This window comes from Nocardia brasiliensis IFM 10847 (genome assembly GCF_000710915.1).
Taxonomy (GTDB): Bacteria; Actinomycetota; Actinomycetes; order Mycobacteriales; family Mycobacteriaceae; genus Nocardia; species Nocardia brasiliensis_A.
Genome location: NZ_BAUA01000157.1, coordinates 18,082 through 44,803, shown reverse-complemented (window position 1 = coordinate 44,803; position 26,722 = coordinate 18,082). Strand labels below are relative to the sequence as shown.

The 26,722-nt window shown below is 68.4% G+C and carries 22 protein-coding genes; 14 read left to right on the top strand and 8 right to left on the bottom strand.

Going from position 1 to position 26,722, the window contains the following annotated elements:
* On the top strand, positions 1-731 hold a 731-nt coding region (locus NBRGI_RS30610), incomplete at its 5' end, for an SDR family NAD(P)-dependent oxidoreductase (RefSeq protein WP_036561562.1).
* Positions 732-749: 18 nt separating this feature from the next.
* Here NBRGI_RS30610 and NBRGI_RS30605 read toward each other — a convergent pair.
* From NBRGI_RS30605 to NBRGI_RS30585, 5 genes are all read right to left on the bottom strand, one after another.
* Positions 750-3,005 (bottom strand): M20/M25/M40 family metallo-hydrolase, encoded by a 2,256-nt coding sequence (locus NBRGI_RS30605; RefSeq protein ID WP_148311001.1) that lies wholly within the window; start codon positions 3,003-3,005, stop codon positions 750-752.
* 132 nt (positions 3,006-3,137) lie between these two features.
* Positions 3,138-4,040 carry an amino acid ABC transporter permease gene (locus tag NBRGI_RS30600; protein ID WP_029900664.1) on the bottom strand — a complete coding sequence of 301 codons (903 nt, stop codon included), beginning with the start codon at positions 4,038-4,040 and terminating at the stop codon, positions 3,138-3,140.
* On the bottom strand, positions 4,037-4,717 hold the full coding sequence (locus NBRGI_RS30595) for an amino acid ABC transporter permease (RefSeq protein WP_014986800.1): 681 nt from the start codon (positions 4,715-4,717) through the stop codon (positions 4,037-4,039). Before NBRGI_RS30595 ends, NBRGI_RS30600 begins: the two co-directional genes overlap by 4 nt.
* A gap of 97 nt (positions 4,718-4,814) precedes the next feature.
* On the bottom strand, positions 4,815-5,651 hold the full coding sequence (locus tag NBRGI_RS30590; protein ID WP_029900663.1) for a glutamate ABC transporter substrate-binding protein: 837 nt from the start codon (positions 5,649-5,651) through the stop codon (positions 4,815-4,817).
* 59 nt (positions 5,652-5,710) lie between these two features.
* Positions 5,711-6,439 carry an amino acid ABC transporter ATP-binding protein gene (locus NBRGI_RS30585; RefSeq protein WP_014986798.1) on the bottom strand — a complete coding sequence of 243 codons (729 nt, stop codon included), beginning with the start codon at positions 6,437-6,439 and terminating at the stop codon, positions 5,711-5,713.
* Between the two features lie 374 nt (positions 6,440-6,813).
* Between NBRGI_RS30585 and miaB the strand changes: the two genes are divergently transcribed.
* Together miaB and NBRGI_RS30575 are read left to right on the top strand one after the other, a co-directional pair.
* On the top strand, positions 6,814-8,370 hold the full coding sequence (gene miaB / locus NBRGI_RS30580; RefSeq protein WP_051728150.1) for a tRNA (N6-isopentenyl adenosine(37)-C2)-methylthiotransferase MiaB: 1,557 nt from the start codon (positions 6,814-6,816) through the stop codon (positions 8,368-8,370).
* A gap of 569 nt (positions 8,371-8,939) precedes the next feature.
* The gene (locus NBRGI_RS30575; protein ID WP_029900661.1) at positions 8,940-9,515 is read left to right on the top strand and encodes an Rv2732c family membrane protein; all 576 of its coding nucleotides are present in this window, start codon (positions 8,940-8,942) and stop codon (positions 9,513-9,515) included.
* 88 nt (positions 9,516-9,603) lie between these two features.
* On the opposite strand, the gene NBRGI_RS30570 is transcribed toward NBRGI_RS30575, so the two are convergent.
* Entirely contained in the window at positions 9,604-10,971 is a 1,368-nt protein-coding gene (locus NBRGI_RS30570) for a DUF349 domain-containing protein (protein ID WP_029900660.1), read from the bottom strand.
* Positions 10,972-11,224: 253 nt separating this feature from the next.
* Here NBRGI_RS30570 and NBRGI_RS30565 point away from each other — a divergent pair, with 253 nt between their 5' ends.
* From NBRGI_RS30565 to NBRGI_RS30540, 6 genes are all read left to right on the top strand, one after another.
* A complete protein-coding gene (locus NBRGI_RS30565; RefSeq protein ID WP_029900659.1) occupies positions 11,225-11,980 on the top strand; it encodes a hypothetical protein in 756 nt (251 codons plus the stop codon).
* 70 nt (positions 11,981-12,050) lie between these two features.
* Entirely contained in the window at positions 12,051-12,983 is a 933-nt protein-coding gene (gene miaA, locus NBRGI_RS30560) for a tRNA (adenosine(37)-N6)-dimethylallyltransferase MiaA (protein ID WP_029900658.1), read from the top strand.
* The gene (locus NBRGI_RS30555) at positions 12,980-13,816 is read left to right on the top strand and encodes a TrmH family RNA methyltransferase (protein ID WP_029900657.1); all 837 of its coding nucleotides are present in this window, start codon (positions 12,980-12,982) and stop codon (positions 13,814-13,816) included. Before miaA ends, NBRGI_RS30555 begins: the two co-directional genes overlap by 4 nt.
* 24 nt (positions 13,817-13,840) lie before the next feature.
* Entirely contained in the window at positions 13,841-14,731 is an 891-nt protein-coding gene (gene dapF / locus NBRGI_RS30550) for a diaminopimelate epimerase (protein WP_029900656.1), read from the top strand.
* 241 nt (positions 14,732-14,972) lie between these two features.
* Positions 14,973-16,418: a GTPase HflX gene (hflX, locus tag NBRGI_RS30545; protein ID WP_051728155.1), complete on the top strand. Its 1,446-nt coding sequence runs from the start codon at positions 14,973-14,975 to the stop codon at positions 16,416-16,418.
* Between the two features lie 756 nt (positions 16,419-17,174).
* Positions 17,175-18,074, top strand: coding sequence for a lysophospholipid acyltransferase family protein (locus NBRGI_RS30540; RefSeq protein ID WP_051728149.1), 900 nt, complete (start codon positions 17,175-17,177; stop codon positions 18,072-18,074).
* A gap of 49 nt (positions 18,075-18,123) precedes the next feature.
* On the opposite strand, the gene NBRGI_RS30535 is transcribed toward NBRGI_RS30540, so the two are convergent.
* Positions 18,124-20,112, bottom strand: coding sequence for a glycosyltransferase family 39 protein (locus tag NBRGI_RS30535; protein ID WP_029900653.1), 1,989 nt, complete (start codon positions 20,110-20,112; stop codon positions 18,124-18,126).
* 244 nt (positions 20,113-20,356) lie between these two features.
* Here NBRGI_RS30535 and NBRGI_RS30530 point away from each other — a divergent pair, with 244 nt between their 5' ends.
* The 3 genes from NBRGI_RS30530 (at position 20,357) to NBRGI_RS30520 (ending at position 23,455) form a co-directional block, all read left to right on the top strand.
* The gene (locus tag NBRGI_RS30530; protein ID WP_029900652.1) at positions 20,357-21,502 is read left to right on the top strand and encodes an acyl-CoA dehydrogenase family protein; all 1,146 of its coding nucleotides are present in this window, start codon (positions 20,357-20,359) and stop codon (positions 21,500-21,502) included.
* 219 nt (positions 21,503-21,721) lie between these two features.
* On the top strand, positions 21,722-22,486 hold the full coding sequence (locus NBRGI_RS30525; protein ID WP_036561560.1) for a sigma 54 modulation/S30EA ribosomal C-terminal domain-containing protein: 765 nt from the start codon (positions 21,722-21,724) through the stop codon (positions 22,484-22,486).
* Positions 22,487-22,495: 9 nt separating this feature from the next.
* Positions 22,496-23,455: an acyl-ACP desaturase gene (locus NBRGI_RS30520; protein WP_014986783.1), complete on the top strand. Its 960-nt coding sequence runs from the start codon at positions 22,496-22,498 to the stop codon at positions 23,453-23,455.
* Positions 23,456-23,462: 7 nt separating this feature from the next.
* On the opposite strand, the gene NBRGI_RS30515 is transcribed toward NBRGI_RS30520, so the two are convergent.
* Positions 23,463-23,678: a hypothetical protein gene (locus NBRGI_RS30515; RefSeq protein ID WP_029900650.1), complete on the bottom strand. Its 216-nt coding sequence runs from the start codon at positions 23,676-23,678 to the stop codon at positions 23,463-23,465.
* A 351-nt stretch (positions 23,679-24,029) separates the two neighbouring features.
* Between NBRGI_RS30515 and NBRGI_RS30505 the strand changes: the two genes are divergently transcribed.
* Together NBRGI_RS30505 and NBRGI_RS30500 are read left to right on the top strand one after the other, a co-directional pair.
* Positions 24,030-25,310 carry a lipase family protein gene (locus NBRGI_RS30505; protein WP_051728154.1) on the top strand — a complete coding sequence of 427 codons (1,281 nt, stop codon included), beginning with the start codon at positions 24,030-24,032 and terminating at the stop codon, positions 25,308-25,310.
* 88 nt (positions 25,311-25,398) lie between these two features.
* Positions 25,399-26,595 (top strand): PucR family transcriptional regulator, encoded by a 1,197-nt coding sequence (locus NBRGI_RS30500; RefSeq protein ID WP_029900648.1) that lies wholly within the window; start codon positions 25,399-25,401, stop codon positions 26,593-26,595.
* Positions 26,596-26,722: the final 127 nt, after the last annotated feature.

Below are 26,722 nucleotides of genomic sequence, written 5' to 3'. Positions count from 1 at the left end.
AGAAGCGTAAGGTCGCGCTCGTCACCGGCGTCGGACGCGCGCAGGGCCTCGGCATCGCTGTCGCTCGTGAACTCGCTGTGCGGGGTCACCAGGTCATCATCACCGGACGCGACCTGAGCCGAACCGGGCCGCTCGCCGATCTGCTTGCCACGGAGGGGCTTTCGGTGTGCGCCACGCAACTCGATGTGACCGACCCGGCCGGTATCGCGAAAACTGCCGATTTCGTCCGCACCGAGTTCGGCGCTCTCGATGTGCTGATCAACAATGCTGCGGGCGGGTTCGATATCGATCAGTCGCTGTTGACGGCCGATATGGCGCGGGCCCGGGACGCGATGGAGGTGAACTTCTTCGGGCCCTGGCAGACCAGCGCTGCGTTCGCGCCCTTGCTGCGTGAGTCCGGCCATGGTCGCATCGTCAACGTGTCGAGCGCGGCGGGGTCGTTCGCGGACGGTCTGTCCGATCCCGGGATCGGTGGCCTGTTGCCGGGCTACTCGCTGTCGAAGAGTGCGCTCAATGCGCTGACCGTCAAGCTGGCCAACGCTTTCGCCGGTACCGGTGTGCTGGTCAATGCCGTGTGCCCCGGCGAGACGGCCACGCATCCCGAGACCGGCGACGAGGAGCACGCGCGAAGCCCGCAGGAGAGCGCGAAAGGTGTCGTCTGGGCAGCGACGCTCGGGCCGGACGGGCCGACCGGCGGCTTCTTCCGCGACGGCGTCGCGCTGCCCTGGTAGCCCCCGAACGCGCCGGCATCACAGCCCGCGCACCGCGGTGAACACCGCGGCCGAGCTGTCCTGCCGGAAGTAGATGTCGCCGGGGACGGGCGGGAGCACTGCCAGCCGAGAGTCGGGAAGGTAGGTGTAGTCGACGACGTCGAGCGCGAGTGGGCCCGCGGGGGCGGTGAGTTCGATCTCGATCCCTTCGCGCGCAGGTGCGTTGAAGTGGATACCTTTCGCGGGCGGCTCGTTCACTTCGCGGCCCGCGACGCGCAGGGACCGCGGGGCGGTCTCGTAGCGCAGATCGATGATCGTGGCGTCGCGCTGCGACCGGATCCGCAGCTTCACCGTGCGTTGATCGGAAGTCGTTGTATCGGAGAGGATTTCGGCGACCGGGGGCAACAACGCCGCAACCGGTGCTGGACCACTGGCGCCGATATTCGGCCAGAGTTGGGTGAACCGAGGCCCGGGTGTCTCCGGGCCGACCAGCTCACGCGTCCAGCGGTCGGGCGTTTCCCTGGAAATCCATTGCGCCTCATTGCGATCGGCGTCGAAGGCGTAGACGAGCTGCGAGGTCAGCGGATGCCGCTCATCGAAGCGATCGACCGCTAGTCCGGTCGCTGCCAGCGCGACGGCGAGCAGCAGCGCGGCACCCGGAATGACCCAACCGTGCTGTGCAGGCCAGGTTTTCGTGAGCGTCAGCAGTAGCAGACCGCCGACGAGCGCGACGGCCGGCGCCACCAGGAACGGCGCGGTGGTGATGCCGGTCTGCAATGCGGGCCAGGTCGCGCTGCCGAGGAAGATCGCCGCCGGAATCAGGAACACGGTGAGCACGGGCAGCCGCCATCGCTCGGGCACCGCGAACGTGATCCCCACGCCCACCGCGGCCGCGAAAGTGGGCACGACCAGCAGATGGCCGGTGGTGGGTGCGAGGGCGGTGAGCACACCGCCGAGCAGTGCCAGGCAGCTCAGCAATCCCGCCGCCGCCGCGTCGGCGCCGAACAGTCGCCGGGCGAGCGCGAACCAGGCGAACAGCACCGCGGCCGACACGGCAAGGATTGCGACATAGAAGAATTCAGGTCGATACGGGTCGACGAACAGCGGACGATACTCCGGCCGGATGACCTTGAGCAGCTCCCACATCCCGTACACCGCACCGGTGGCGATCGGCGCGGTGAGCAAGGCCGTCGCACCGGAACCGAGCACGCGGCGCAGGCTGGTCTCACCCGCGCGCAGGAACTGCCGCACGACCAGTGCCACCACCACGACGGTGGCCACCGCGAGCGCGAAGATCACCCAGATCGGCACGACGATCAGTACCCCGAACGGCAACTGGAAGTACACGCGATCGACGTCATCGGTTGCGGCGAGATCGTCGTCGCCGAGTTCGCGGACCAGAGCCAGACTGTTGTCGCCCATCTGCTGCACCGTCGCCGGATCCACATGAGCGGGATCGTCGAATCGGTTGTGGTAGTAGGCGCTTCGCCCGGCGTAGGCCCAGTCGAGCACTCGCAGCCCACCCGGTTCGAAGGAGGCGAAGTCGGTGTTGCTGCTCGTCTGCGCACCGGCCAGGGTGGTGGTCAGCGAGTCGGTGTTGGGGTGCGGGGCGGCGTTCGCGACGGCCCGCACCAGCGCACCGTCGGGATGGGTGACCCGCCACATCAGGACCGGGCCGCCCGCACCGCGCGCCTCGTGATTGACGACCACGCCGATCTTCCTGCCGTCCATGCCCGCGGCGACGAAGGCTTCCGCGCCGAGCAGTCCCGGTTCCTCGCCGTCGGTGAGCAGCACGACCACGTCGTTGCGCACCGCGGTGCCCGCGGCACGGAGCGCGCGTACGGTCTCCAGGATCGCCGCGACGCCCACGCCGTCGTCGTTCGCGCCGGGACCGGAAGCCACCGAATCATAGTGCGCGGTAAGGAAAACCGTGCCCGTCGAGTTCGTGCCGGGCAGCCGGGCGATGATGTTCGCGACGCGGCCCATGCCGAGCACGTCGCGCACGACGCCGGTGGGGTAGCGGCCGATGCCTTCCTGGATCTCGGTGTCCAATCCGAGCGCGCGCAACTCGCCGGCGAGATGGTCGCGGACCCGGTCGTGCTCGGGTGTGCCGACCGGATGCGGCCGCTGCGCGATCTCCTCGACGATCCGCATCGCCCGTGCGGCGCTGAACTCCGCGACCGGCGCGGACTCGGGACGATGCCCGTGCGGCTGTTGCTCCCACGCGGTCGCACCGGCGACCAGGAGCAGCACGATGAAGGCCAGCAAACCGGAGACCCGCGGTCCTATGCGCACACCTCTGATCGTATAGACGGCCTCGGCGGCCCGGCATCACTCGAAATGACGATCCGCCGCCGCTGCGCATCGGCCCGGAAACGGCGAATGCGCTGGAACGGATTACCGTTCCAGCGCATTCGGCATGTCGAGTTACTTCTTACCGGCGAGGTCCACTCCGGGCGCCGCGTCGGTGAGAATCGAGTCGGCCGCGACGACGCCGCCACCACCCTTGGCCTTCTTCCGAGCCCGCAAACGCTGCTCCAGCTTCGTCGCCACGAAGGTCAACGCGCTGTTCAGCACGATCATCACGATCGCGATGATGATCAGCGAGGGGATCGTGTTCTGTTCGGCCGCACCGAGCTGCTGGCCGGAGCGCACGATCTCGGTGTAGGTGATCTGGTAGCCGAGCGCCGAGTCCTTCAGCGCAACAACCATTTGCGAGACCAGCGCGGGCAGCATCGCGGTGATCGCCTGCGGCAGCAGGATCAGCCGCATCAGCTGGTTCTTGCGCATGCCGAGGGCTACGGCGGCCTCGGTCTGGCCGCGCGGCAGCGACTTGATGCCGGCGCGGACGATCTCGGCGATGACCGAGCCGTTGTAGACGGTCAGCGCGATCACCACGGCCGCCAGTGCCAGGTCGTCGACCTTGAACACCTTGTTCTTGGAGAACAGGGCGAACAGGAAGATCATCAGGATCAGCACGGGGATGGCCCGGGAGACCTCGACGATCGCGCCGGCGATCCAGCGCACCCACCGGTGATCCGACATCCGCAGGATGCCGAAGACCATGCCGATGATCAGCGCGAACACGATCGACAGCAAGGCCGCGACGATCGTGCCCTGCAAACCCGGCAGCAGGTAGGTCGTCCAGACGTCCGCCTCGAGGAACGGCTTCCACTTCTCGGCGGTGAACTGTCCCTTGTCGGCGAAGCCGCTGTAGAGCACCCACAGGAACGCCGCTACGGCGGCGACGACCACGACCGAGTAGATGTAGTGCCGGATACGTCCGCGGGGGCCCGGTGCGTCGAAGAGCACCGAAGACGCAGTGCTCATCGAGCCACCTCGTATCGTTTGGCCAGCCAGCCGAAGAACAGGCCGGTGGGCAGGGTCAGGATGACGAAGCCGAGCGCGAAGATGGCGCCGACGGCGACCACCGCGGCCTCGTTCTCGTTGATGTTCGCCATCAGGGTCGCGGCCTCGACCACGCCGATCGCCGAGGCGATCGTGGTGTTCTTGGTCAGCGCGATGAGCACGCTGCCCAGCGGCGCGATGACCGACCGGAAAGCCTGCGGCAGCACGATGAGCCGCAGATTCTGAGTGAAGGTCAGGCCGAGCGAACGACCGGCCTCGGACTGGCCCATGGCCACGGTGTTGATGCCCGAGCGCAGCGATTCGCACACGAATGCGCCGGTGTAGATGCTGAGTCCGAGCACGGCGAACCGGAAGTTGTTCTCGGCGACCGAATTCGGTCCTTCGCCTGCGAGCTTCCAGCCCATCGTGGTGTACAGGCCGAGCGACATGAACACGATGATCAGCGTGAGTGGGGTGTTACGGAAAATGGTGACGTAGGCTGTGCCGACCGCGCGAGCGATGGGCACCGGGGACACGCGCAACGCGGCGACGAATGTGCCCAGGATCAGCGCGCCGACCGCCGACGCGACGGTCAGTTTGATGGTCACCCAGAAGGCGTCGAGGATTTGGTCGTCATACCTCGAGATCAGGTCGAACACGGCGTACGCGTCCCTCCGATCGGGTCTCGATGTGCAAGGGAAATGCGGCGGGTGGCCCGGACCGGTAGGACCGGGCCACCCGTGCAGGAGGAAATGCTCAGTACCGGTTGACCTTCGGCGGCTCCGGCGCCTGGTAGCCGGACTTGCCGACGGTGGCGTCGAACGCCTTCTTCCAGGAGCCGTCGGCGAACATCGCCTCGATCGCGTCGTTCACCTTGTCGCGGAACTCCTTGTCGCCCTTCTTCAGGCCGATGCCGTAGTTCTCCGTGGTGAACGGCTTGCCGACGACCTTGAACGCGCCGGTGCTCTGCGCGGCGTAGCCGGCCAGGATGATGTCGTCGGTGGTCACCGCGTCCCACGAACCGGCGCGCAGGCCCTCGAGGCACAGCGAGTAGGTGTCGTTGGTCTGCAGCTGGGTGTCCTTGAAGTTCTTCTCGATGTTCTGGGCGGGGGTGGAGCCCTTCACCGAGCAGACCTTCTTGCCCTTGAGGCTTTCCGGGCTGGAGATGTCGTTGTTGTCGGCACGCACCAGGAACGACTGTCCGGCAACGTAGTACGGGCCGGCGAAGTCGATCTTCTGCTTGCGGGCGTCGGTGATCGAGTAGGTGCCGACGATGTAATCGACCTGGCCGTTCTCGATCAGCGTCTCGCGCTGGCCGGACGGGGCTTCCTTCCAGGTGATGCCGTCGGGCTTCACGCCGAGCTTGTCCGCCACGTACTTGGCGACCTCGACGTCGAAACCGCTGTAGGACCCGTCCTTGTCCCGCAGGCCCAGGCCCGGCTGGTCGAACTTGATGCCGATCGTGAGCTTGCCGCCCTTGGCGTTGTCCAGGGCCGACTTGGTCTCGCCGCCGCCACACGCGGTGGCGGTCATGGCGGTGAGCGTCAGAGCGATCGCTCCGACACCGAGTCGCAGGGCACGGTTGAACCTCATCGAATTTCCTTACTTCTCTGGTGGGTTGTTGGTCTGTGGTGAGCTCGTCGCCGGATGGCTCAGTGGCTCAGGATCTTGCCGAGGAAGTCCTTGGCACGGTCGGACTTGGGTGCGGTGAAGAAGACCTCCGGCTCGGCGTCCTCGACGACCTGACCGTCGGCCATGAACAGAACCCGGTTGCCCGCACGCCGGGCGAAGCCCATCTCGTGCGTGACGACCAGCATGGTCATCCCTTCCTTGGCGAGCGACACCATCACGTCGAGCACCTCCTGGACCATTTCCGGGTCCAGGGCCGAGGTGGGCTCGTCGAACAACATCACCTTCGGATTCATCGCCAGCGCCCGGGCGATGGCGACCCGCTGCTGCTGACCACCGGACAGCTGGGCGGGGTACTTGTCGGCCTGGTTCGCGATGCCGACGCGGTTGAGCAGTTCCATGGCGTGCTTGCGCGCGTCATCCTTCTTGATCTTGCGAACCTTGAGCGGCGCGAGCATGACGTTCTCGACGATCGTCTTGTGCGCGAACAGGTTGAAGGACTGGAACACCATGCCGACGTCGGCCCGCAGTGCGGCCAGTCCGCGGCCCTCGGCGGGCAGCGGGACGCCGTCGATGGCGATATCGCCGGAGTCGATGGGTTCCAGGCGGTTGATGGTTCGGCAGAGCGTCGACTTCCCGGAGCCCGAGGGCCCGAGAACGATGACGACCTGTCCCTTGGGGACTTCGAGGTTGATATCGCGCAGTACATGCAGTTCACCGAAATGCTTCTGCACATTGCGCATCGAGATCATCGGCGCGCTGTTGGCGGCGCTGGCGTCCCCTGTAGAAGCGTCCCCCGTTGTATCGGGCGCGGCGGCGTCGTCGGTCATGGTCCAAGACCTTAAGGGCAAATCGGGGATTTGCCAGAGTTTCCGTGCCACCCTTTTTTGCCGCGCCGAGATGACACGTCACGTTAACCTGGCCGACTGGTTCGTCCCAAAGATCGCATTTCGCACCGACCCGCGCGGCCGTCGACGCGACAGCGTGCCTGATCAGAGGCCACTTTGCTTCCCAACCCGAGGGCCGTGATGAAGCGGGCCGACGCTCAACGTGCCGTCGTTCAGTGGCGCGTTCGTCGTCCGCATGCCCCTAAAATTGGGGTTGGCCGTGCCCGTACCCTGGACGGGTGGATTCGATCGGACAGGCAGTGTTGACTCCCGCCCTCGACCCCGCCGAGGGTGCCCGCAGCTATGAGGTCCGCACCTTCGGCTGCCAGATGAACGTGCACGACTCCGAACGCTTGTCCGGGTTGCTCGAGGACGCGGGATACGTGAAGGCCGCGCCGGGCGCGACGGCCGATCTCGTCGTGCTCAATACCTGCGCGGTGCGCGAGAACGCCGACAACAAGCTCTACGGCACCCTGGGGCACCTGGCGTCGATCAAGGCCGACCAGCCGGGCATGCAGATCGCGGTCGGCGGCTGCCTCGCGCAGAAGGACCGCGGCACCGTGGTCCGCAAGGCGCCGTGGGTGGACGTGGTGTTCGGCACGCACAACATCGGTTCGCTGCCGGTGCTACTGGAACGGGCGCGGCACAACGCCGAGGCCCAGGTCGAGATTCTCGAGGCGCTCGAGGCCTTCCCGTCGAGCCTGCCCGCCAAGCGCGAGTCCGCCTACGCCGGTTGGGTCTCGATCTCGGTGGGCTGCAACAACACCTGCACCTTCTGCATCGTTCCGTCGCTGCGCGGCAAAGAGGTCGACCGTCGTCCCGGTGACGTGCTCGCGGAGGTGCAGGCCCTGGTGGACCAGGGGGTGCTCGAGGTGACGCTGCTCGGGCAGAACGTCAACGCCTACGGCGCCTCGTTCGCCGACCCCGACGAAGCGCGCGATCGCGGCGCCTTCGCCAAGCTGCTGCGCGCGTGCGGCAGCATCGACGGCCTGGAACGGGTGCGCTTCACCTCGCCGCATCCGGCCGAATTCACCGACGACGTGATCGAGGCAATGGCCGAGACCCCGAACATCTGCCCGCAGTTGCACATGCCGCTGCAGTCCGGCTCGGACAAGGTGCTCAAGGCGATGCGTCGCTCCTATCGCAAAGCGCGCTACCTCGGCATCATCGAGAAGGTGCGGGCCGCGATGCCGCACGCCGCGATCACCACCGACATCATCGTCGGGTTCCCCGGCGAGACCGAGGAAGACTTCCAGGAGACCCTGGACGTGGTCCGGCAGGCGCGTTTCACCAGCGCCTTCACCTTCCAGTACTCGAAGCGGCCGGGCACCCCCGCCGCGGACATGCCCGACCAACTGCCGAAAGCCGTTGTGCAAGAACGCTATGAGCGGCTCATCGCGCTGCAGGAAGAGGTGTCGCTCGACGCGAACCGCGCGCTCGTCGGCACCGAGGTCGAGTTGCTCGTCGCCGAGGGCGCGGGCAAGAAGAACGCCGCCACCGCGCGGATGAGCGGTCGCGCCCGTGACGGCAGGCTCGTGCACTTCCGCCCGGGCGGCACCCCCGAGGCGATCCGGCCCGGCGACATCATCACCGTCGACATCACCGAGGCGGCCCCGCACCACCTGATCGCCGACGCCCCGATCAAGACCCACCGCCGCACCGCCGCGGGCGACGCCCACGAACGCGGCATCACCCCCAAGACCGCCCCCATCGGAGTAGGTCTCGGCCTGCCCCGCATCGGGGCTCCGGCCGTCGAGCCCGCCGCCGCAGGCTGCGCCACCGGCTGCGGGACGTAAGTTCGGTCGCTTCCCGCACGCTTTCTGCGGCGAAACGCCGCGCGTTGCGCGTCGAGTCGGGGTGCGGGACGCCAGCAGGGGTGCGGGACGCCGGGGTGCTGGCGCGGGCGGAGCAAGTGGCGCACCATGGCTTCGGCGAGTGCGGGCGTCTGGTGCCGGGGCGTGCTGTGCCGAGCCGGGGCGTCCGTGCCGTGCGTTGTCGCGGGTGCCGGGACGAGGTGCGTGCGGGACAACGGGAATGGAGTTCGGTCATGACGGAGGCAGGCGCAAGCGCGGGCGACGACTCGGCTCGATTCGGTGGGCAGCCCGAAACGCCCGAACCTACTACCGGCAGTAGTGGGTCGGGTGTGGCGCCTGGATCCGGTGATGGCAGAGTGGACACGGGCAGCGCAGCCGGCGAGTCCGGTGCGGCTGCCGACGTGACCAGCCCCGCGACCGACGAACCCGGTGCGGCGCAGGGCGCACCCGGCACCGCAACAGACGAAACCAGTGCAGCAAAGGACCGGCCCGACGCGGCGGCGGCCGAATCCGGCGCGGCGAACCACGAAGCCGAACGAAACGAGGGAGCCGTGAACTCGGTCGGGACCAGCAATTTCGAGCAGTTCCGTGACGACCTGGACGCGGTGGAACGCCGCATCGCGGGAGAGATCGACCCGGGCGTACGCGCCATGGTGGTCGCGGGCGCGGTGTTCGTGCTGCTGTTCTCGCTGGTGCTGCCGCACGCGGGCGGGGCGCGCGGCTTCGACGTGCTGCTCGGCACCGAGATCGCCCGTACCGAGCACATCGGCCTGCCGTCGCGGATCTTCGTGTGGTTCGCGGTGATCTTCGCGGTGGGCTTCTCGACGCTGGCCCTGATGACCCGCCGCTGGATCCTCGCCTGGATCGCCGTCGCCGGCACCGCCATCACCAGCGTGTTCGGCGTCTTCTCGATCTGGCACCGGCAAACCCCGGGCATCGGCAACTACCACGGCGCGGGCCCCGGCATCGGCCTCATCCTCGGCGTCATCGCCGCGATCGTGCTGACCTTCCACTGGATTCGCGTCGTCTGGAGCCGCACCGCCCTGCAACTGGCCGCCGAAGAGCAGCGCCGCAACGCCACCGCCGCCCAGGAGGAACAGGACCGCCGCCGCCTCACCGGCGAGTGATCCGCCGCCTGACCGGCGAGTTTCGTGCACAAGACAGGTCCGTTGCGGCGCTTGTGCTCAGCGGCCCCGTCGGCAGTGCCGACGGGGTTCAGCGGTTGGTGACAGCGCCTTCCGCGGCCTCGGCCCACTCCCGCCACTGCTTGGCCTGCTCGAGCGCCTTCTCCGCGTCGCGTGCCTTGCCCGCGGCTTGGGCCTTGGCGGCCTGTTCCTCGAATTGCGCTACGCGCTCGCGGAATTGGGCGGCGCGTGCCATGGCTTCGGGGTCGGTGCGCCGCCATTGCGCGTCGGCGGCGTCGCGGACCCGCTTCTCGATGGCGCGCAACTTGCCTTCGAGTTCCTGCATGCGTTCGCGCGGCACCTTGCCCAGGGCGTCCCACTTGTCCTGCAGTTCGCGCAGGCTGGCGCGGGCCGCCTCGAGGCCGTTGGCCGGGTCGATGTGGTCGTAGGCGGCGAGCAGCTCTTCCTTGGCGGTCGCGTTCTGCTCGAATTCCGCGTCGCGCTCGGTGACGGCGGCGTTGCGCGCGGCGAAGAACACGTCCTGCGCGCTCTTGAAACGCCGCCACAGCGCCTCGTCGGCCTCGCGGGGCGCGCGGCCCGCGGCTTTCCATTCCGCGAGCAGGTCGCGGAAAACACCCGCCGTACCGACCCAGTCGGTGGAACCGGACAGCTCTTCGGCGCGCACGCACAGCTCTTCTTTGCGGGTCTTGGCCGCGGCGCGTTCCCGATCGAGCTCGGCGAAGTGCGCGCCGCGTCGGCGGTTGAACGCCTCGCGGGCCTTCGAGTACCGCTTCCAGAGCGCGTCGTCGACCTTGCGGTCCACGCCGCGGATCGACTTCCATTCATCGAGGATCTCGCGTAGCCGGTCGCCGGCGGCCTTCCACTGGGTGGATTCGGCGGCGATCTTCTCGGCCTCGGCGCAGAGCGCTTCCTTGCGCTCGGTGTGCTCGTGGCGGGCCCGGTCTTTCTCCTCCTTGGCGTGCGCGGCCGCCTCTTCGGAGTGTTCGGCGATGGCGTCGAGCCGTTTCGCGAGTCCGTCGATATCGCCGATCACCGCGGCGGTGGGCAGGGATTCGGCGATGGCGAGCGCCGCGGCCTTGGTCTTGCGCGCGTCCGCGCCCGCGGCCAGGCGGGCTTCGAGCAGCGCGACCTCGGTGGCCAGGTCGTCGAACCGGCGGCCGAAGTGGGCGAGCCCCTCGGCCGCGTCACCTGCCTGCCAGGAGCCGACCTGACGTTCGCCGTCAGCGGTTTTCACCCAGGCGGTGCCGTCGTCGTCGACGCGACCCCAGGCGCTGGGGTCGGTGACGGTCGGCACGACGACCGGGTGCGGGTGCTGCTGTGCCGGGCCCGGCGTCGCGTGCGGTTTGGGGGGCTGGATCGAACCGCCGGGTTTCGGGGCACCGGAAGAGCGCGGCATCTTGCCGGGGCTGGCTTTCGCGGTTCCGTTGCTGTCGGTCATTGCTCCTCGTCCCTGCCGCGCGTCACGGCTGCCTGGTTACGCCCTAGCTCATCCCATTGAACCCGGTCCGAGCCCTTGTGACCATCGACCCACGCCTTCACTCGGAGGAATCTCGGGGATTGCAACCCCTGATGACCTGGGTTGTAGCTTCTCGAACAGTATCAATCTCGGCGCACTTTGCGGCAGAGACACTCGAACCGGGGCGGTACCCGCGGTGCGCGGCGGTGGCCGAGGCAACGGTTACGGTTACGACGTGTTCTCGATTGCCGCTCTGATCCCGTCGCCACCGATCCTGGTGCCCGAGCTCTGCGGCGCCGGGACGGGCGCGATCCCCGGTCACGACGGTGACCCGCGCGCTGAGCTGCGCGCTGCGGTTCTGGGTGTCGCGCACGAGCTGGCGGCGGCGACGGACCGGTGGACCGTGGTCGGTGTGGGCGCGGCCGACCAGGTGTTCGGTCCCGAGGTGGCCGGTACCTTCCGCGGCTTCGGCGCCGACGTGCGCGTCGCGTTGTCCGGCGCCGCCCCCGCCGAGCCGGACCCCCAGCTTCCCCTGCCGGTGCTGATCGCCGGGTGGTTGCGGGGACAGGTCGCCCCGGCGGTGAGCGCCGAGGTTCGCCTCGTCGCCGCGGATACCCCGGTGGACAGCTGTGTCGAGTTCGGCGCGAAACTGCGCGCGGAAACGGACAATTCAGCGGTGCGGCACGGTGTGCTCGTGGTCGCCGACGGTGCGGCCACCTTGTCGTTGAAGGCGCCCGGATACCTCGATGAGCGGGCGGCCGCGGTGCAGGGCGAACTCGACCGCGCCCTGTCGGCCGGTGATCTGGCCGCGCTGCGCGCGCTGGATCCCGCGCTGTGCGCCGAGCTGGTCCTGTCCGGCCGGGCCGCCTATCAAGTGCTCGCCGGGCTGTTCGGCAGCGATCCGGCGGTCGAGACGCGGTACTGCGCGGCGCCTTTCGGCGTCGGCTATCACGTGAGCCTGTGGCATCGGTCCGAAGCGGAGGCGGCATGAGCACGCCCGACACGGCCGGTAGCGCTGTCTGTCCGCGACAGCGTCGCCACGCGCAGTCGAGCGAGGAGGCGTGGTGAGCGAGCGGATCACCCCGATCGCGGTGGTCGGCCCGACCGCCACCGGCAAATCCGACCTCGGGCTCGCGCTGGCCGAACGGCTCGGCGGCGAGATCGTCAACATCGACGCGATGCAGCTCTACCGCGGCATGGATGTCGGCACCGCCAAACTGACCCCCGCCGAACGCCGCGGCATCCCGCACCACCAACTCGACGTGCTGGACGTGACCGAGACCGCGACGGTCGCCGCCTACCAGAGCTCGGCCAGTGCCGACGTGGCAGCGATCCTGGCGCGCGGTCGCGTCCCGGTGATCGTCGGTGGGTCGATGATGTATGTCCAAGCGCTGCTGGACGAATGGGCGTTCCCGGCCACCGACCCGCAGGTGCGCGCCCGCTGGGAGGCGGTGCTCGCCGAGGGCGGTGTCGCGGCTGTGCACGCCGCGCTGCGGGCCGCCGATCCCGCCGCTGCCGCCACCATCCTGCCCACCGACGGACGGCGGATGGTGCGCGCGCTCGAGGTCGTCGAACTCACCGGCCGGCCGTTCGCCGCCTCCGCGCCCGAGATCGGCACCCCGCGCTGGGGCACCGTGATCATCGGCGTCGACCGTGACACCGCCGAACTGGACGAGCGGATCGAGCGGCGCACCGCGCGGATGTTCGATGGCGGCCTCGTCGACGAAGTGCGCGCGCTGCTCGAGCACGGCCTGCGCGAGGGCGTCACCGCCCGGCGCGCCATCGGCTACGCACAAGTCCTGTCGTACCTCGACAACGAATACGACCTGGAACACGCGCAAGAACGCACCCTGATCGGCACTCGGCGCTACGTTCGGCGGCAGCGCTCGTGGTTCCGCCGCGACCCGCGGGTGCGCTGGGTGGACGGCGCCGCGCCCGACCTGGTGGCGACGACGCTCGCCCTGCTCGACGAGAAAGAACGGACTCCGCAGTGACCCGACGTGTGAGCACTCGAAACGCCTCCGTCCAGGTGTGGCAGGCCTACCTGAACAACCGCACCAAACGCCACCGGGACGGTCGTTTCCTGGTGCAGGGCGTCCGGCCGATCACCCAGGCCCTGGCCAACGACTGGCCGCTGGAGACGCTGCTCTACCGTCTCGGCACGCCCGATCTGTCCAGCTGGGCCAGGCAGCTGCTGGACACCAGCGACGTACCGCAGGTCGGGCTGGTCCCGGAGCTGATGGCCGAACTCGGCGAAAAGACCGGCGGCATACCGGAAGTGGTCGCAGTGGCGATCTCGCGCCAGGACGAGCTGGCCACGTTCGAACCGGGGGAGCCGGGCGAGGACGCGCCCGTGGTCGTGGTGTTCGACCGGCCGAATTCGCCGGGCAATCTCGGCACGCTGATCCGTTCCGCGGACGCGTTCGGCGCCAGCGGCGTCGTGGTCACCGGGCACGGCGCCGACCAGTACGACCCGCAGGCGGTCCGCGCCTCGACCGGCTCGCTGTTCGCGATGCCGGTGCTGCGCGCGGCCGGCCCCGCGCAGGTGCTCGAATTCCGGGATCGGCAGGTGCAGCGCGGCATTCCGACCCGGATCGTCGGCACCGACGAACACGGACCGCGCCCGGCCTACGATCACGACTTCACCGAAGCGACCATCCTCGTGGTCGGGAACGAGACCGGCGGAATGAGCGCGGCCTGGCAGCAAGCCTGTGACGATATGGTGCACATTCCGATGGGCGGCACCGCGAGCTCGCTGGGCGCGCCGTCCGCGGCGGCCGTGGCGCTCTACGAAATTTCCCGGCAGCGCCGGACGTTTGCCAAATGACGACGAATTAGGGAGAACACGTACGTGTCGGATTTCGAGTTCGCCAAAGGGCACGGCACCCAGAACGATTTCGTGGTGTTGCCGGATCCTGAGGTTCGGCTGGACCTGACCGCGGCGCGGGTGAGCGCGCTGTGCGATCGGCAGCGCGGTCTCGGCGCCGACGGCGTGCTGCGGGTCGCGCGCGCCGAGGCGCTGCGCAGCGCGGGCGTGCTCGCCGACCTGCCCGAGGGCGTGCGCGACACCGACTGGTTCATGGACTACCGCAATGCCGACGGCTCGATCGCCGAGATGTGCGGCAACGGTACCCGGGTGTTCGCGCACTACCTGGTGGCCTCCGGACTGGAGACGAGCGACACGTTCGTGGTGGGCAGCCGGGCCGGGGGACGGCCGGTGGTGGTGCACACCGCGACGGCGGTCGACGGCGACGTCACCGTGGACATGGGCCGGGTCCGGGAACTCGGCGAATCCACCGCCACCATCGCGGGCTGGGGCTATCACGGTGTCGGCATCGACGTCGGCAACCCGCACCTGGCCTGCGTCGACCCGGAGCTGACCGTGGACGCGCTGGGTAAGCTCGACCTCAGCGTGCCGCCGGGCTACGACCCGGACCTGTTCCCGCACGGCGTCAACGTCGAGATCCTGACCGCGCTGGACGCCGAACGTGCCGTGGACATGCGCGTCTACGAACGCGGCGTCGGCGAAACCCGTTCCTGCGGAACCGGAACCGTCGCCGCGGCGACCGCGGCGCTGCTGCGCGAGGGCTTCCGCGTCGGCACCGACAGCGGCGAGGTGCGGGTGCGCATTCCCGGCGGCGAAGTGACCGTCGGCCTGGTCGAGGGTGTCGCGACGCTGCGCGGACCCTCGGTGCTGCTCGCCTCCGGCCGTATCGCCGAGAGCTGGTGGCAGCACCTCTGACGCGATTTCGGATCGGGACACGCGTGGCACGGCGGTGCCGAATATCCGAATGCGCCATGTCGGTATCTCGTGGGACCATGGAACCTGTATGACGAAACAAAACACTTATGAATTCACACGTGCCGAAGATTTCACCGAGGGGGCCGAGGACATCAGTACCTCTGATTTCGACAACGATATGACCGGCGGCGAGTTCGAGGATGCCGAGACCGGTGATGTCGTGGCCCAGCACGCGGCACGGATGAAGCGTTCCGGGGGATGGACTCCGGCCGAACCGACGGTCGGCGAAATGCAGCTCGACGAACGCAGCTCGCTGCGTCGCGTCGCCGGGCTGTCCACCGAACTCACCGACATCACCGAGGTCGAATACCGGCAGCTGCGCCTGGAGCGGGTCGTGCTGGTCGGTGTGTGGACCGCGGGCAGCGCCGCCCAGGCCGACGCGAGCATGACCGAACTGGCCGCGCTCGCCGAAACCGCGGGCTCGGAGGTGCTGGAAGGACTGATCCAGCGCCGGGACAAGCCGGACCCGGCCACCTACATCGGCTCCGGCAAGGCCGACGAGTTGCGCGCCGTCGTGCTGGAAACCGGCGCGGACACGGTGATCTGCGACGGTGAACTGACGCCCGCGCAGCTGACCGCGCTGGAGAAGGTCGTCAAGGTCAAGGTGATCGACCGGACCGCGCTGATCCTGGACATCTTCGCCCAGCACGCCACCTCGCGGGAGGGCAAAGCCCAGGTCGCCCTCGCGCAGATGGAATACATGCTGCCGCGACTGCGCGGCTGGGGTGAGTCCATGTCCCGCCAGGCCGGTGGTCGCGCGGGCAGCAACGGCGGTGTGGGTCTGCGTGGTCCCGGTGAGACGAAGATCGAGACCGATCGCCGCCGCATCCGCGAGCGAATGGCCAAGCTGCGCCGCGAGATCCGCGAGATGAAAACCGCGCGCGACACCATGCGGGCGCGCCGCAATTCCAGCGGTATCCCGTCGGTCGCGATCGTCGGCTACACCAACGCGGGCAAGTCCAGCCTGATGAACGCGCTCACCGGCGCCGGATTGCTGGTGCAGGACGCGTTGTTCGCCACCCTCGATCCGACCACCCGGCGGGCCGATCTGGACGACGGCCGCGAGGTCGTCTTCACCGACACCGTCGGCTTCGTCCGGCACCTGCCGACCCAGCTGGTCGAGGCGTTCCGGTCCACCCTGGAAGAGGTGACCGGGGCCGATCTGCTGCTGCACGTGGTCGACGGTTCCGACCCGCTGCCCGCCGAGCAGATCAAGGCGGTCCGCGAGGTGATCACCGACGTGATCAAGGAGCAGGGCACCGTGGCGCCGCCGGAACTGCTGGTGGTCAACAAGATCGACGCGCTGGATCAGCTGGCGCTGACCCGTCTGCGCGGCCAGCTCCCCGACGCCGAGTTCGTCTCGGTGCACGCCGATATCGGCATCGACGCCCTGCGTGATCGGCTCGCCGAGGTGCTCGGCGGTCTCGACGTCGAAGTCGGCGTCCTGCTGCCCTACACCCGCGGCGACCTGCTCGCCCGCATCCATGCGGACGGCCGCATCATCACCTCCACCCACGAGGAGGGCGGCACCCGGGTCCGCGCCCGCGTCCCGCATTCGCTTGCCGCGGCCCTCGCGGAGTACGCGCACGCCGGCGGGCCGGAGACGAACGGGCACATCGAAGTCTGAGGTCCGCGCCACGAACGTGCCTCGCGCAGGCGGGCGCTCGCGACACGCATCTCGACGCGCCGTGTTTGAACTGGTCGGCTGATCACGAGGCAATGGTGGCGGCATCGGTCGAGAGGCCTCCGCCACCAGTTCCTCCTGATCGCTTGACCAACACCGCCCCCCGCGCAGCGCGGACCGCACTCGGCAGCGGGCCGAAGGTGGAATCCGCGCGCGACATGGCTTGCGCCGGAGTCCCCCTCGGACGCTCGCGACACGCACGTCGACGCGCCGTGTTTGAACTGGTCGGCTGATCATGAGGCGGTGGTGGCGGCATCGGTCGAGAGGCCTCCGCCACCAGTTCCTCGTGATCGACTGACCAATACGGCTCATCGGCTTGCGCCCGATCCACGGCCGCTGTGTAGGGCTGGGTCGACGGAGCAGAACTCGGGCAGCGGAGGTAACGCGGTAGACGCCGGGGCTGGCGTGTATGTCGCGGACCCGCGTTCAGCTTCGGATCGTCCATCCTGGGCGGTGCCTCGGCGAGCGTTAACTCCCTCACATCGTTCCCGGTAGGCGGCCGTGGTCCTGCCTCGATATCTCACTGAAACCTGTTCGCCCAGCGCGACGTCACGGCGTTGCGTGCGCATCGGCGCGGCCCAGTGTCGCTCGGGCGGCGGCGCGCGGCAGACCGTCCAGACTGTGTCGGGGCTCACATATGATGCGACACAGTGGTTTTCGTTACGCTATCGTCGGTCGCAACGACATCAGGAGGGTGCTATGTCGCACGACCGCGCGGGGTCGGCCGGTCACGGAGATCGGCAATCGGACGTACTCGAGCAGCAGACGTTGAGCGACGGCGCGCCGTTGCACGTCTCGCTGTCCGACACCGACGTGCGGGTGATCGAGGCGCTGCTCGCACCGCTGCGCGCATGGACCAGCCCGCGGTTCTACGGCCTGGACAACATTCCGACCGAAGGTCCCGTGCTGCTCGTCGGCAACCACAACCTGATGGGCGGGATCGACGCGCCGCTGCTGCTGCCCGAGGTGCTGCGCCGCCGCGGCAGGCTGATCCGCGGTCTCGCCGAGAACGTGCTCATCTCCGTCCCCGGACTGCGGCATTTTCTGCACCGCTACGGCGCGGTCCGCGGTACCCGCGGCAACTGTCTCGCCCTGCTGCGCCGCGGGGACGCCGTCATCGTGTTCCCCGGCGGCGGGCGAGAAGCGGTGCGCCGCAAGAACGAGAAGTACGTCCTCAAATGGGAGGGGCGCAGCGGATTCGCCCGCATGGCGATCGAAGCGGGCGCGCCGATCGTGCCGGTCGCGATGATCGGGGTGGACGACGCCTACGACATCGTGGTCGACGGCGACCATCCGGTGCTGCGCCCTCTGCGCTGGACCGTGCAAGCCCTCGGTCTCCACCCCGACCTGACTCCGCCTCTGCTGCGCGGCCTCGGTCCCACCGTTCTGCCCCGCCCCGAACGCTTCTACTTCTCCGTCGGCACCCCCATCGACCCGGCCCCCTGGCGCGACGCCCCCGACCACACCACGGCCGCAAAGGAATTGCGCGACGTCACCCGCAAAGCCCTCGAAGGAGAACTCGAGTTCCTCTTCGCCGAGCGCGCCCGGGACTCCGGCCGCCACCTGACCGGCCGCCTGCGCGACTGGCTCCGCCCCTGAACCCAACCGTGACCGGACTGGGCCCGGCGCCGGCCGCCGGTGCCGGGGGTCAGCTGGGGTGGGCGGTGAGGTCGTAGACGGCGATGTTGCCTATGTGGGTGGCGGGGAAGTGGTGGGAGACCCAGTCGGCGATTTCGGGTTTGCCGGTTACCTGCCAGGGCGGTGTGGGAGTGGTGGGGGCTTGGCCGCCGGTGCGCCAGGATGCGGGTAGTTGCATTTCCTGGACCAGGTAGTAGCTGAGCCGGTGGTCGCGCACGTAGCCCTGGAACTGTCCGAGGGTCGGGACAGGGTCCGCTTCGGCGAATCCGCCGATGGCGATCACCGGTGTGCGACTGGCCAATTCGAGTGCGGCGGCGACGGATCCGCGGTCCACCGCAGCCGACCAGGCAGTGGTCGAACTCGTCAGCAGCGAGACGATCTGCGGGTTGGTGAACGCGCCACCGTCGGCGAAGTTCTGGGTCTGGCGTCGGACGAGCGCCGCGATTCCGGTCTCCGCGGGTTTGGCGGGACCGACGACGGGACTGCGGCCCGTATGCGCCTGCGGCAGGGTCGCCGCCGCGTATGCGGTCGAACCACACAGTCCGGCAAGCACTCCGACGATCACCAGTACCGCCGTGACGCGCGCCCGGGCGGTCTTCCATCCAGCGGTCGCCGGTATCGCGGTGCCGAGCAAGCCGAGCACGGCCAATGCGCTCGCCCCGGCGACGGTCCACCGCACCCACGGCAGCCATTCGGAATTGCGTTGCAGCACAACAAAAGCCCAGCCGCCCATGGCGGCGACGAGGGCAGCCGTGCCGAGCCGGCCGAACGCCTCGTCGCGCCGCCGCCACAGCTCGTGCACGCCGACGGCGACGACACCGGCGGTGGCGGGCGCGAGGGCCAGCGTGTAGTACGAGTGCTCGATCGCACCCATCACGCTGAACGCACCGCCCATCGTGACCAGCCACAGCCCGAACGTGAGCGCCGCGCCGCGTACCGGATCGGTGCGCGGGCTGCCCCATCGCGACGCGACGACCAGCGCGAACGCCAGCAGCGCGGCCGGAATCAGCCAGGAGATCTCGAATCCGCTCTCGCCCGCGAACAGCCGGCCCGCCCCGGGCGCGCCGAAATCGTTGAAACTTTGCAGCAGCCCGGGCGGCGCCTGGTACCCGTCGGGCAGGGCGATGCTGCCGCTCGGCGCGGTGTCGCCGAGGAACCGGCCGAAGCCGTTGTAGCCGAGCACCGTGTTCATGAACGTGTTGTCCGTCGAGCCCGCCAGGTAAGGCCGCGACGATGCGGGCCACAGCACGGTGAGCAGCACGTACCACCCCGCCGAGACGACCAGTGCGATCGCGCCACCGGCCAAGTGCCACAACCGGTTCCGCAGCGAGGTCGGCGCGACGATCAGATAGCTCGCTGCGAGCGCGGGCGACACCATGAGCCCTTCGAGCATCTTCGACAGGAACGCGAATCCCAGCGCGACGCCGGCCAGCACGAGCCAGCGGCCGTGCGCGTGCGCGGCGGCCCGGATCGTGCAGTAGGCGGCCGCCGTCATCAGCAGCACCATCACCGCGTCGGGGTGGTTGAACCGGAACATCATGGCCGCCACCGGGGTTGCCGCCAGAATCGCACCGGCGAGCAGGCCCGCGCCGCGGCTGCCGGTGGCCCGGGTGACCGCGCCGTAGAGCAGCGCGACCGCGCCCACCGCCATGAGCGCCTGCGGCACCAGCATGCTCGCGCTGCTGAAGCCGAAGAGCTGTCCGGACAGGCCCATGATCCACTGCGACACCGGTGGTTTGTCGACCGTGATGAAGTTGCCCGGGTCCAGCGATCCGAACAGCAGCGATTGCCAATTCCTGGAACCGGCCCAGGTGGCGCCGGCGTAGAAGTTGTTCGCCATACCGTTGACCGTGAGGTGCCAGAGGTAGGCGATCGCGGTGCCGAGCAGCAGCACGGCCAGTCCGAGTCGTTCGACCGGACGCGCCGGAGGCTGGTCCACGGGATCGGGGGGAGAGGCAACGGAACCGGTCGGTGCCGTCGCGATGAGGGTCGCCGCCATTGCCCAACGGTCGCACGGCGGTGTTCACCGGGAGTTGGACTGCGGGTTAACACCGCGTCGCAATTGTGTGGGCCAGGACACCGCGGTTTGCGGCGAATCTCGGTCTTCTTCCGACGCTCGGCGCGCCATGCCTGGTCGGGCAACAATTCTGCCCCAGAAGTGAACAGCGATTCTGGTTCCGGGTACCGTAGGTCGCAACGACGGGTCGGTGTGGTCCGGCCGCTGTGGTCACTAGGAGGTTGGTGTGGAGCGCACACTGTTCGAACCCGAGCACGAGCTGTTCCGGGAGTCGTTCCGCAAGTTTCTCGATCAGCACGTCGCACCGAACCACGCGCAGTGGGAAGAGCAGGGGATCGTCGACCGCTCGGTCTGGCTCGAGGCCGGCAAGCAGGGCTTCCTCGGCATGGCGATGCCCGAGGAGTACGGCGGCGGCGGGGTCAAGGACTTCCGCTACAACGCCATCGTCGCCGAGGAGTCGGTGCGCGGTCAGTACTCCGGGCTCGGTTTCGCCCTGCACAACGACGTGATCGCGCCCTATCTACTGGAACTGGCCAACGACGAGCAGAAGCAGCGCTGGCTGCCCGGCTTCTGCGCGGGCGAGATCATCACCGCGATCGCGATGACCGAGCCGGGCACCGGCTCGGACCTGCAGGGCATCAAGACCCGGGCGGTCCGCGACGGTGACGACTGGGTGCTCAACGGCGCCAAGACGTTCATCACCAACGGCATCAATTCCGATATCGTCATCGTGGTCGCGCAGACCGACCCCGACAAGGGCGCGATGGGCTTCAGCCTGCTGGTGGTCGAGCGTGACATGCCCGGCTTCGAGCGCGGCCGCAACCTGGACAAGCTCGGTCTCAAGGCGCAGGACACCGCCGAACTCAGCTTCACCGATGTCCGCGTGCCTGCCGCCAACCTGCTCGGGCAGGAGGGCGCGGGCTTCATCCACCTGATGCAGAACCTCCCGCAGGAGCGGCTGTCCATCGCCGTCATGGCGGCCGCAGCGATGGAATCCTGCCTGGACATGACCTGTCAGTACGTGCGCGACCGCAAGGCGTTCGGCAAGCCGATCGGCACCTTCCAGAACACCCGCTTCGTGCTCGCCGAACTGGCCACCAAGACCACCGCCGTGCGTGTGCTGGTCGACCGTTTCATCGAAGACCTCAATGCCGGAAGGCTTTCCGTCGAGGACGCCGCGATGGCCAAGTGGTGGAGCACCGAGGAGCAGGTCGAGCTCATCGACCGCTGCCTGCAACTGCACGGCGGCTACGGCTACATGAAGGAATACCCGATCGCCAAGGCGTACATGGACGCTCGCGTCCAGACCATCTACGGCGGCACCACCGAGATCATGAAGGAGATCATCGGTCGTTCCCTGAAACTGTCCTGACCCAGGCTTTTTCACGAGGGTGGCACTCGAACGAGTGCCACCCTCGTTGTTTTGTGCGACCTGTTCAGCCGGGCAGACCGTCCGCTGTGGTCTCGGGAGGGTCTTGTTCGGGCCGTCGGTCCTCGGGAGCCGTGACTTTGGGCTCTGTCCGGTGGTGGGCGTGCGGTGGTGGCATGGGGCGGCTGAGAGTGCCGGACAAGAGGGAAGCGGGGCCATGTCATGACAGTTTCCGAGCTCGGGTACGCGGGACCTGGCACGACGCCGCTGCTGGTGACGACCTGCGGTGCGGTGACCGAGGGGCAGCTCGCGCAGGCGCGGCGGACGATCGGCTGGGTGCTGCGACGGCACCGAGCCGAGGACGTCGCGCGGGTCCGGATCGGCGTGGGTCCGAACCCGGACGGCCCGTTGGTGATCCAGGTCAATCTCGATTTCGGGGAATCGCCGGTGCGCGCGCAGGCGATCGGGCCCGGTGGCTTCGCGGCGATGTTCGTGGCCGAACGGCTGGATCGGATACTCGACGGGGTGCGCGCGGGAGCGCTACGCCCCCGCTGGCCCGATCCGCGGCGACCGCTGCTGGCGCGCAGCACCGCGCTCGCGCCGGTGGTCCGCCGCAAACGCTGTGCGTTGTCGCGTGCGACGGTGACCGAGGCCACCACGGTGCTCGCCACCATGGACTACGACGCGCACCTGTTCGTCGACGCGGAGACCGGGATGGACGCGGTGGTGTACCGCGCCGGACCGCGCGGTGTGCGGCTGGCCAGGCAGCACCGGCTCGGCCTGCCGGCCGGGGCGGCACCGTCCACGCTGACCGTGAATCCCTACCCGACCCTGCATCTCAGCGAGCAAGAGGCCGCAGAGCGGTTGTGCCGCTACGGCTTGCCGTTCCTGTTCAGCACCGATCCAGCCAGTGGCCGAGGACGGCTGCTCTATCGCCGCTACGACGGCGACCTCACCTCGGTCACATCATCCGAAATCGAAAGGTAGGCATTGAGCGTGCCGCGTGAGCTGACCCAACGCGAGATACTGACCGAGCTCGAACCGATCGCCGAAGACTGTGTGCACCGGCATCTTTCGATGACCAAGGACTGGCACCCGCACGACTACATACCCTGGGACGAGGGCCGCAACTTCGCCATGCTGGGCGGAACCGATTGGCACGCCGAACAATCCAAGCTCAGCGAGGTCGCCAAGGCCGCGATGATCACCAACCTGCTCACCGAGGACAACTTGCCCTCCTATCACCGCGAGATCGCCGAGAACTTCTCCCGCGACGGCGCGTGGGGCACCTGGGTCGGCCGCTGGACCGCGGAGGAGATGCGCCACAGCACGGTCATCCGCGACTATCTCGTGGTGACTCGCGGCGTGGATCCGGTTGCACTGGAACACGCCCGAATGATCCACATGACCAACGGTTTCGCTTCCGGTGCCACCGCCGCCGACGTGGAAAGCGGTGCGGGCTTTCTGCATTCGGTCGCGTACGTGAGTTTCCAGGAACTGGCCACCCGGGTGACGCACCGCAACACCAGCCGGGTGTGCGGCGATCCGATCGCGGACAAGATGTTGCAGCGCATCGCCGCCGACGAGAACCTGCACATGATCTTCTATCGGACGATCTGCGGCAACGCCCTCGATCTCATTCCGGATCAGGCGATCGAAGCCATCGACGCGATCGTGCGGAACTTTCAGATGCCCGGCGCGGGGATGCCGAACTTCCGGCGCAACGGTGTATTGATGGCCAAACACGGTGTCTACGACCTGCGCCAGCACTTCGAAGAGGTGCTGACCCCGGTGCTGCGACAGTGGAACATCTTCGGCCGCACCGATTTCACCGCCCGTGGTGACGAGATCCGGGACCGCTTGGGCGCCTACCTCGACGACCTCGAGCAGGTGAAGATCCCCAGATTCGAGGAGCAGCGCGATCGCTCCCTCGCCCGGGAACGAGCGCGCTGCTGACCCTCGGTTATCGGCCGGCGCCGAGTGGCAGGCCGAGCATCGCGGACAGGGCGGCACCGACACTGCTGCCCAGGGTGCCGATCGCGGCGCTGTCGAGCAGGGTCGAGGGCACTGTGCGGATATCGCAACCGGGTTGCGACGGTTGCGCTTCGACGCGGGCGGCGAGCCGGTTGCACGCGTCGGGTGCGCCCATGACCGCGAAGTCGACATGCGGGCTCACCACCGGTGGGAACCGGGGTCGAGGACGACGACGCCGCAGCCGCCCGCTCTACTCGCTGCCCGGCCTGGACGACGCCGTCGTTCGCGTCGTCGATGACATTCCTCGCCTACGCCGCCAGTCTGGAGAGCCAACACGCCAGGTGAGCCGCGCCGTTATCGGCGGCGAATCGTGCAAATGCACAACGGCTGTGCCGGACCGTCGGCGTTATGCCGATAGCGCATCGCTGTCCCGAGCTGTGAGCATGATCCTGTCGACGCATGAGTGTGACGTCGGCGATAGGTCGGCAATGGTGCTGGAGGGCAAGTGGACAGGTCTAGATGGCGGCGGCTCGTCGTAGTGACGGTGTCGGCGGTCATGGCGGTCAGTGGCGCCGGTATGGCGTCGGCGGAGCCCGGGTTCCCCGCATTTCCGCCGGATCAGAACCAGCTGCCACAGCTGCCGACCGAACCGCAGCTCTACGACCTGCTGCCGATCCCGACGCCGAGCGAGGATCCCTGGTACGACGATCCGCCGAACCTGGAGTCCTACGCACCCGGTGCGATCGTCCGTTCGCGCGAGGTGCAGACCCGCCTGCTCGGCCTCCCGTTCCCGGTGTACACCAAGCAGTTGCTGTACCGGTCCAACGATGTGCACGACAACCCGATCGTGACCGCGACGACGGTCATCGTGCCGGGCATTCCGTGGCAGGGCAGCGCCCGCCCGGTGCTGTCGTTCCAGGAGGCGATCGACTCCACCAGCTCCACCTGCAACCCGTCCTACACCTTGCAGACCGGAACCATGAAGGAATCCGCGCTCGCGGTGTACTGGTTGCTGCAGGGTTTCGCGATCAACGTGCCCGACTTCGACGGCAAGTTCAACACGTTCAACACCTACGCCGAGGGCAAGATGGTGCTGGACAGCTTGCGGGCGGTGAAGAACGACAGCGGGCTCGGCCTCGCCGATTCGGGGATCGCGCTGTACGGCTACTCCGGCGGCGGTTCGGGTTCGATCCGAGCCGCCGAATTGCGCGCCACCTACGCGCCCGACGTGCGAATCCTCGGCACCACCATCGGCGGTACGCCCGGTGATCTGGTCGCCGAAGCGGCCTATGCGACGCGCGAGCAGCCCGGCCTGACCGGCACCAGCAACTTCACGATGTGGCTCGGTCTGGCCAGCCTGGCGCGCGAATACCCGGACGTTTTCAAGGTCGACGAACTGCTCACCACCGAAGGTCAGCAGCTGCTCCGGGATTTCCAGAGCCGCTGCTACGCGACCATCGCGCTGTCCGGTGTCTACCGGCCGATCAGCGCCTATTACCAGCCCGGCAAGTCGTTGGAGAACTCGCCCGAGATCATCAAGGTGCTCCAGGACAACAGCCTCGGCAAATACATCCCCGACACCCCGGTGCTGTGGTGGCACGGACTCTGGGACGAGCTGATCCCGCCCTCGGTGGTGATCCCGACGGTGAACTCGTATTGGGAACGCGGCGCCGACCTGCGCTTCTATACGGTGCCGGTGCCCGAGCACATCACCAACGCGGTGACCGGTTGGCCGCCGGCGGTGGCGTGGACCAGCGCACTGCTGCGCGGCCTGCCGCCGGGTCCCAAGTTCAAGGCGGACTTCCAGCCGCTCCCGCCTGGTTTCCCCGGTAGCTGAAATATCGCCAGGCGACACCGGCGGGTGCTGCCCAGCGGTCCGACCGCGTATCGTCCGAAGGAGTTGTGACGAGTAGCTAGGAAGTTCGATGACGCACTTCTCCCTGGCCGCCGCCGTGACCGGCGACGGTGACCACTGGCCGAAGATGATCGCGCAGCTGCGCATGCGGGCCGCGACACTGGCCAGCGACTTCCGGGTTGCTGCCGCGCCCTACGCGGAGCTGCCGCAGTCGATGTTCGACGCCGATTTCGTACCGAGCGCCGAACTCAATGTCGAACTGTTCTTCCGCTACGCCGCCGAGGGCGTCGAACCGTCGGAGCAGGACACCGGCCCGCTCGTCGAGCGGGCCGTGCGGCTGGTGCGCGACGGCATGCCGCTGGACGAGGTGCTCACCAACTATCGCGTCGGCGTCTCCTTCTTCTGGTCGCAGCTGATGCCCGCGCTGGGTGCCGACGACCATCCGTTCGTCCCTGAGCTGGGCTTGCGGTTGACCACCTACGCGGGCCTGGTGATGTCCCGTATCGCGATCGCGCTGGTGGAGGACGCGCGTCAGCCGCGGTGGGATCTGTTGGAGCAGAACGAGATCGCCGCCGCGCTGCTCGCCGGACGGGATCCGGGGGAGTGGGCGCGCGAACTCGCGGACCCGCTCGCGGACGCGTTCCTGGTCGCGGCCGTACGGCAGGGCGAGATCACCCCGGGACGGCTGACCGACCTGCGCTATCGCATCGGCAAGGTGCCCGGCGCCTTCCTGCACCGCGACAGCGGCGGCTGGACCGCGCTGATCCCGCTCGACGATCATGCCGACCCGGTCGGTGCGCTGACCAGCCGGCTCGGCTTGCGCGCCGACCAGCCGCACCCCGGTTTCTGGATCGGCGTCGCCCCCGCCACCACGCATGCCGCCATCCCGGCCGCGTACGCCGAGGCCAGGATCGTCGCGGATACCGCCCGCTGTCTCGACCGGCCCGACGTGGCTTGCCGGCGCCAGGACATGATGTTCGAGTACGCGATCTCCACCACCGGGGCCGCGCTGCCGAATCTGGCCGCCGCCCTGGAACCGCTCGACGAGCACCCGCTGCTCATTCGCACGCTCGACGAATACATCGCCAATCAGTTCAACCACAATGCGATGGCCCGCGCCCTCTATATCCACCGCAACACCGTCACCTACCGCCTGTCCCGCATAGCCGACCTCACCGGCTACGACCCCCAGGACCCTGCGGGCATTTCCACCCTCATGGCCGCTCGCGTGGCCCGCCTACTCCTGTCGAAATCCTTCCGCCCTTGACCTTCCGGAGCGGGTTGCCGCCACTGCGGGTATTCGCGTGCGAAGAACGCTTTAAGTAGTTCTAACAGTAGTTTTCAGATCGGCTCGAAGTGCCGGAAGTTGTCGGGACATTGCCCGCGAGCGTTGG

Bases quoted from the DNA above. Each gene is read 5' to 3' on its own strand.
- NBRGI_RS30600 (WP_029900664.1), bottom strand. From the start codon at position 4,040: ATGAGCACTGCGTCTTCGGTGCTCTTCGACGCACCGGGCCCCCGCGGA.
- NBRGI_RS30590 (WP_029900663.1), bottom strand. From the start codon at position 5,651: ATGAGGTTCAACCGTGCCCTGCGACTCGGTGTCGGAGCGATCGCTCTG.
- NBRGI_RS30570 (WP_029900660.1), bottom strand. From the start codon at position 10,971: ATGACCGACAGCAACGGAACCGCGAAAGCCAGCCCCGGCAAGATGCCG.
- NBRGI_RS30500 (WP_029900648.1), top strand. From the start codon at position 25,399: ATGACGCACTTCTCCCTGGCCGCCGCCGTGACCGGCGACGGTGACCAC.
- NBRGI_RS30505 (WP_051728154.1), top strand. From the start codon at position 24,030: ATGGCGGTCAGTGGCGCCGGTATGGCGTCGGCGGAGCCCGGGTTCCCC.
- NBRGI_RS30535 (WP_029900653.1), bottom strand. From the start codon at position 20,112: ATGGCGGCGACCCTCATCGCGACGGCACCGACCGGTTCCGTTGCCTCT.
- hflX (WP_051728155.1), top strand. From the start codon at position 14,973: ATGAAGCGTTCCGGGGGATGGACTCCGGCCGAACCGACGGTCGGCGAA.
- NBRGI_RS30585 (WP_014986798.1), bottom strand. From the start codon at position 6,439: ATGATCTCGATGCGCAATGTGCAGAAGCATTTCGGTGAACTGCATGTA.
- NBRGI_RS30540 (WP_051728149.1), top strand. From the start codon at position 17,175: ATGTCGCACGACCGCGCGGGGTCGGCCGGTCACGGAGATCGGCAATCG.
- NBRGI_RS30525 (WP_036561560.1), top strand. From the start codon at position 21,722: ATGACAGTTTCCGAGCTCGGGTACGCGGGACCTGGCACGACGCCGCTG.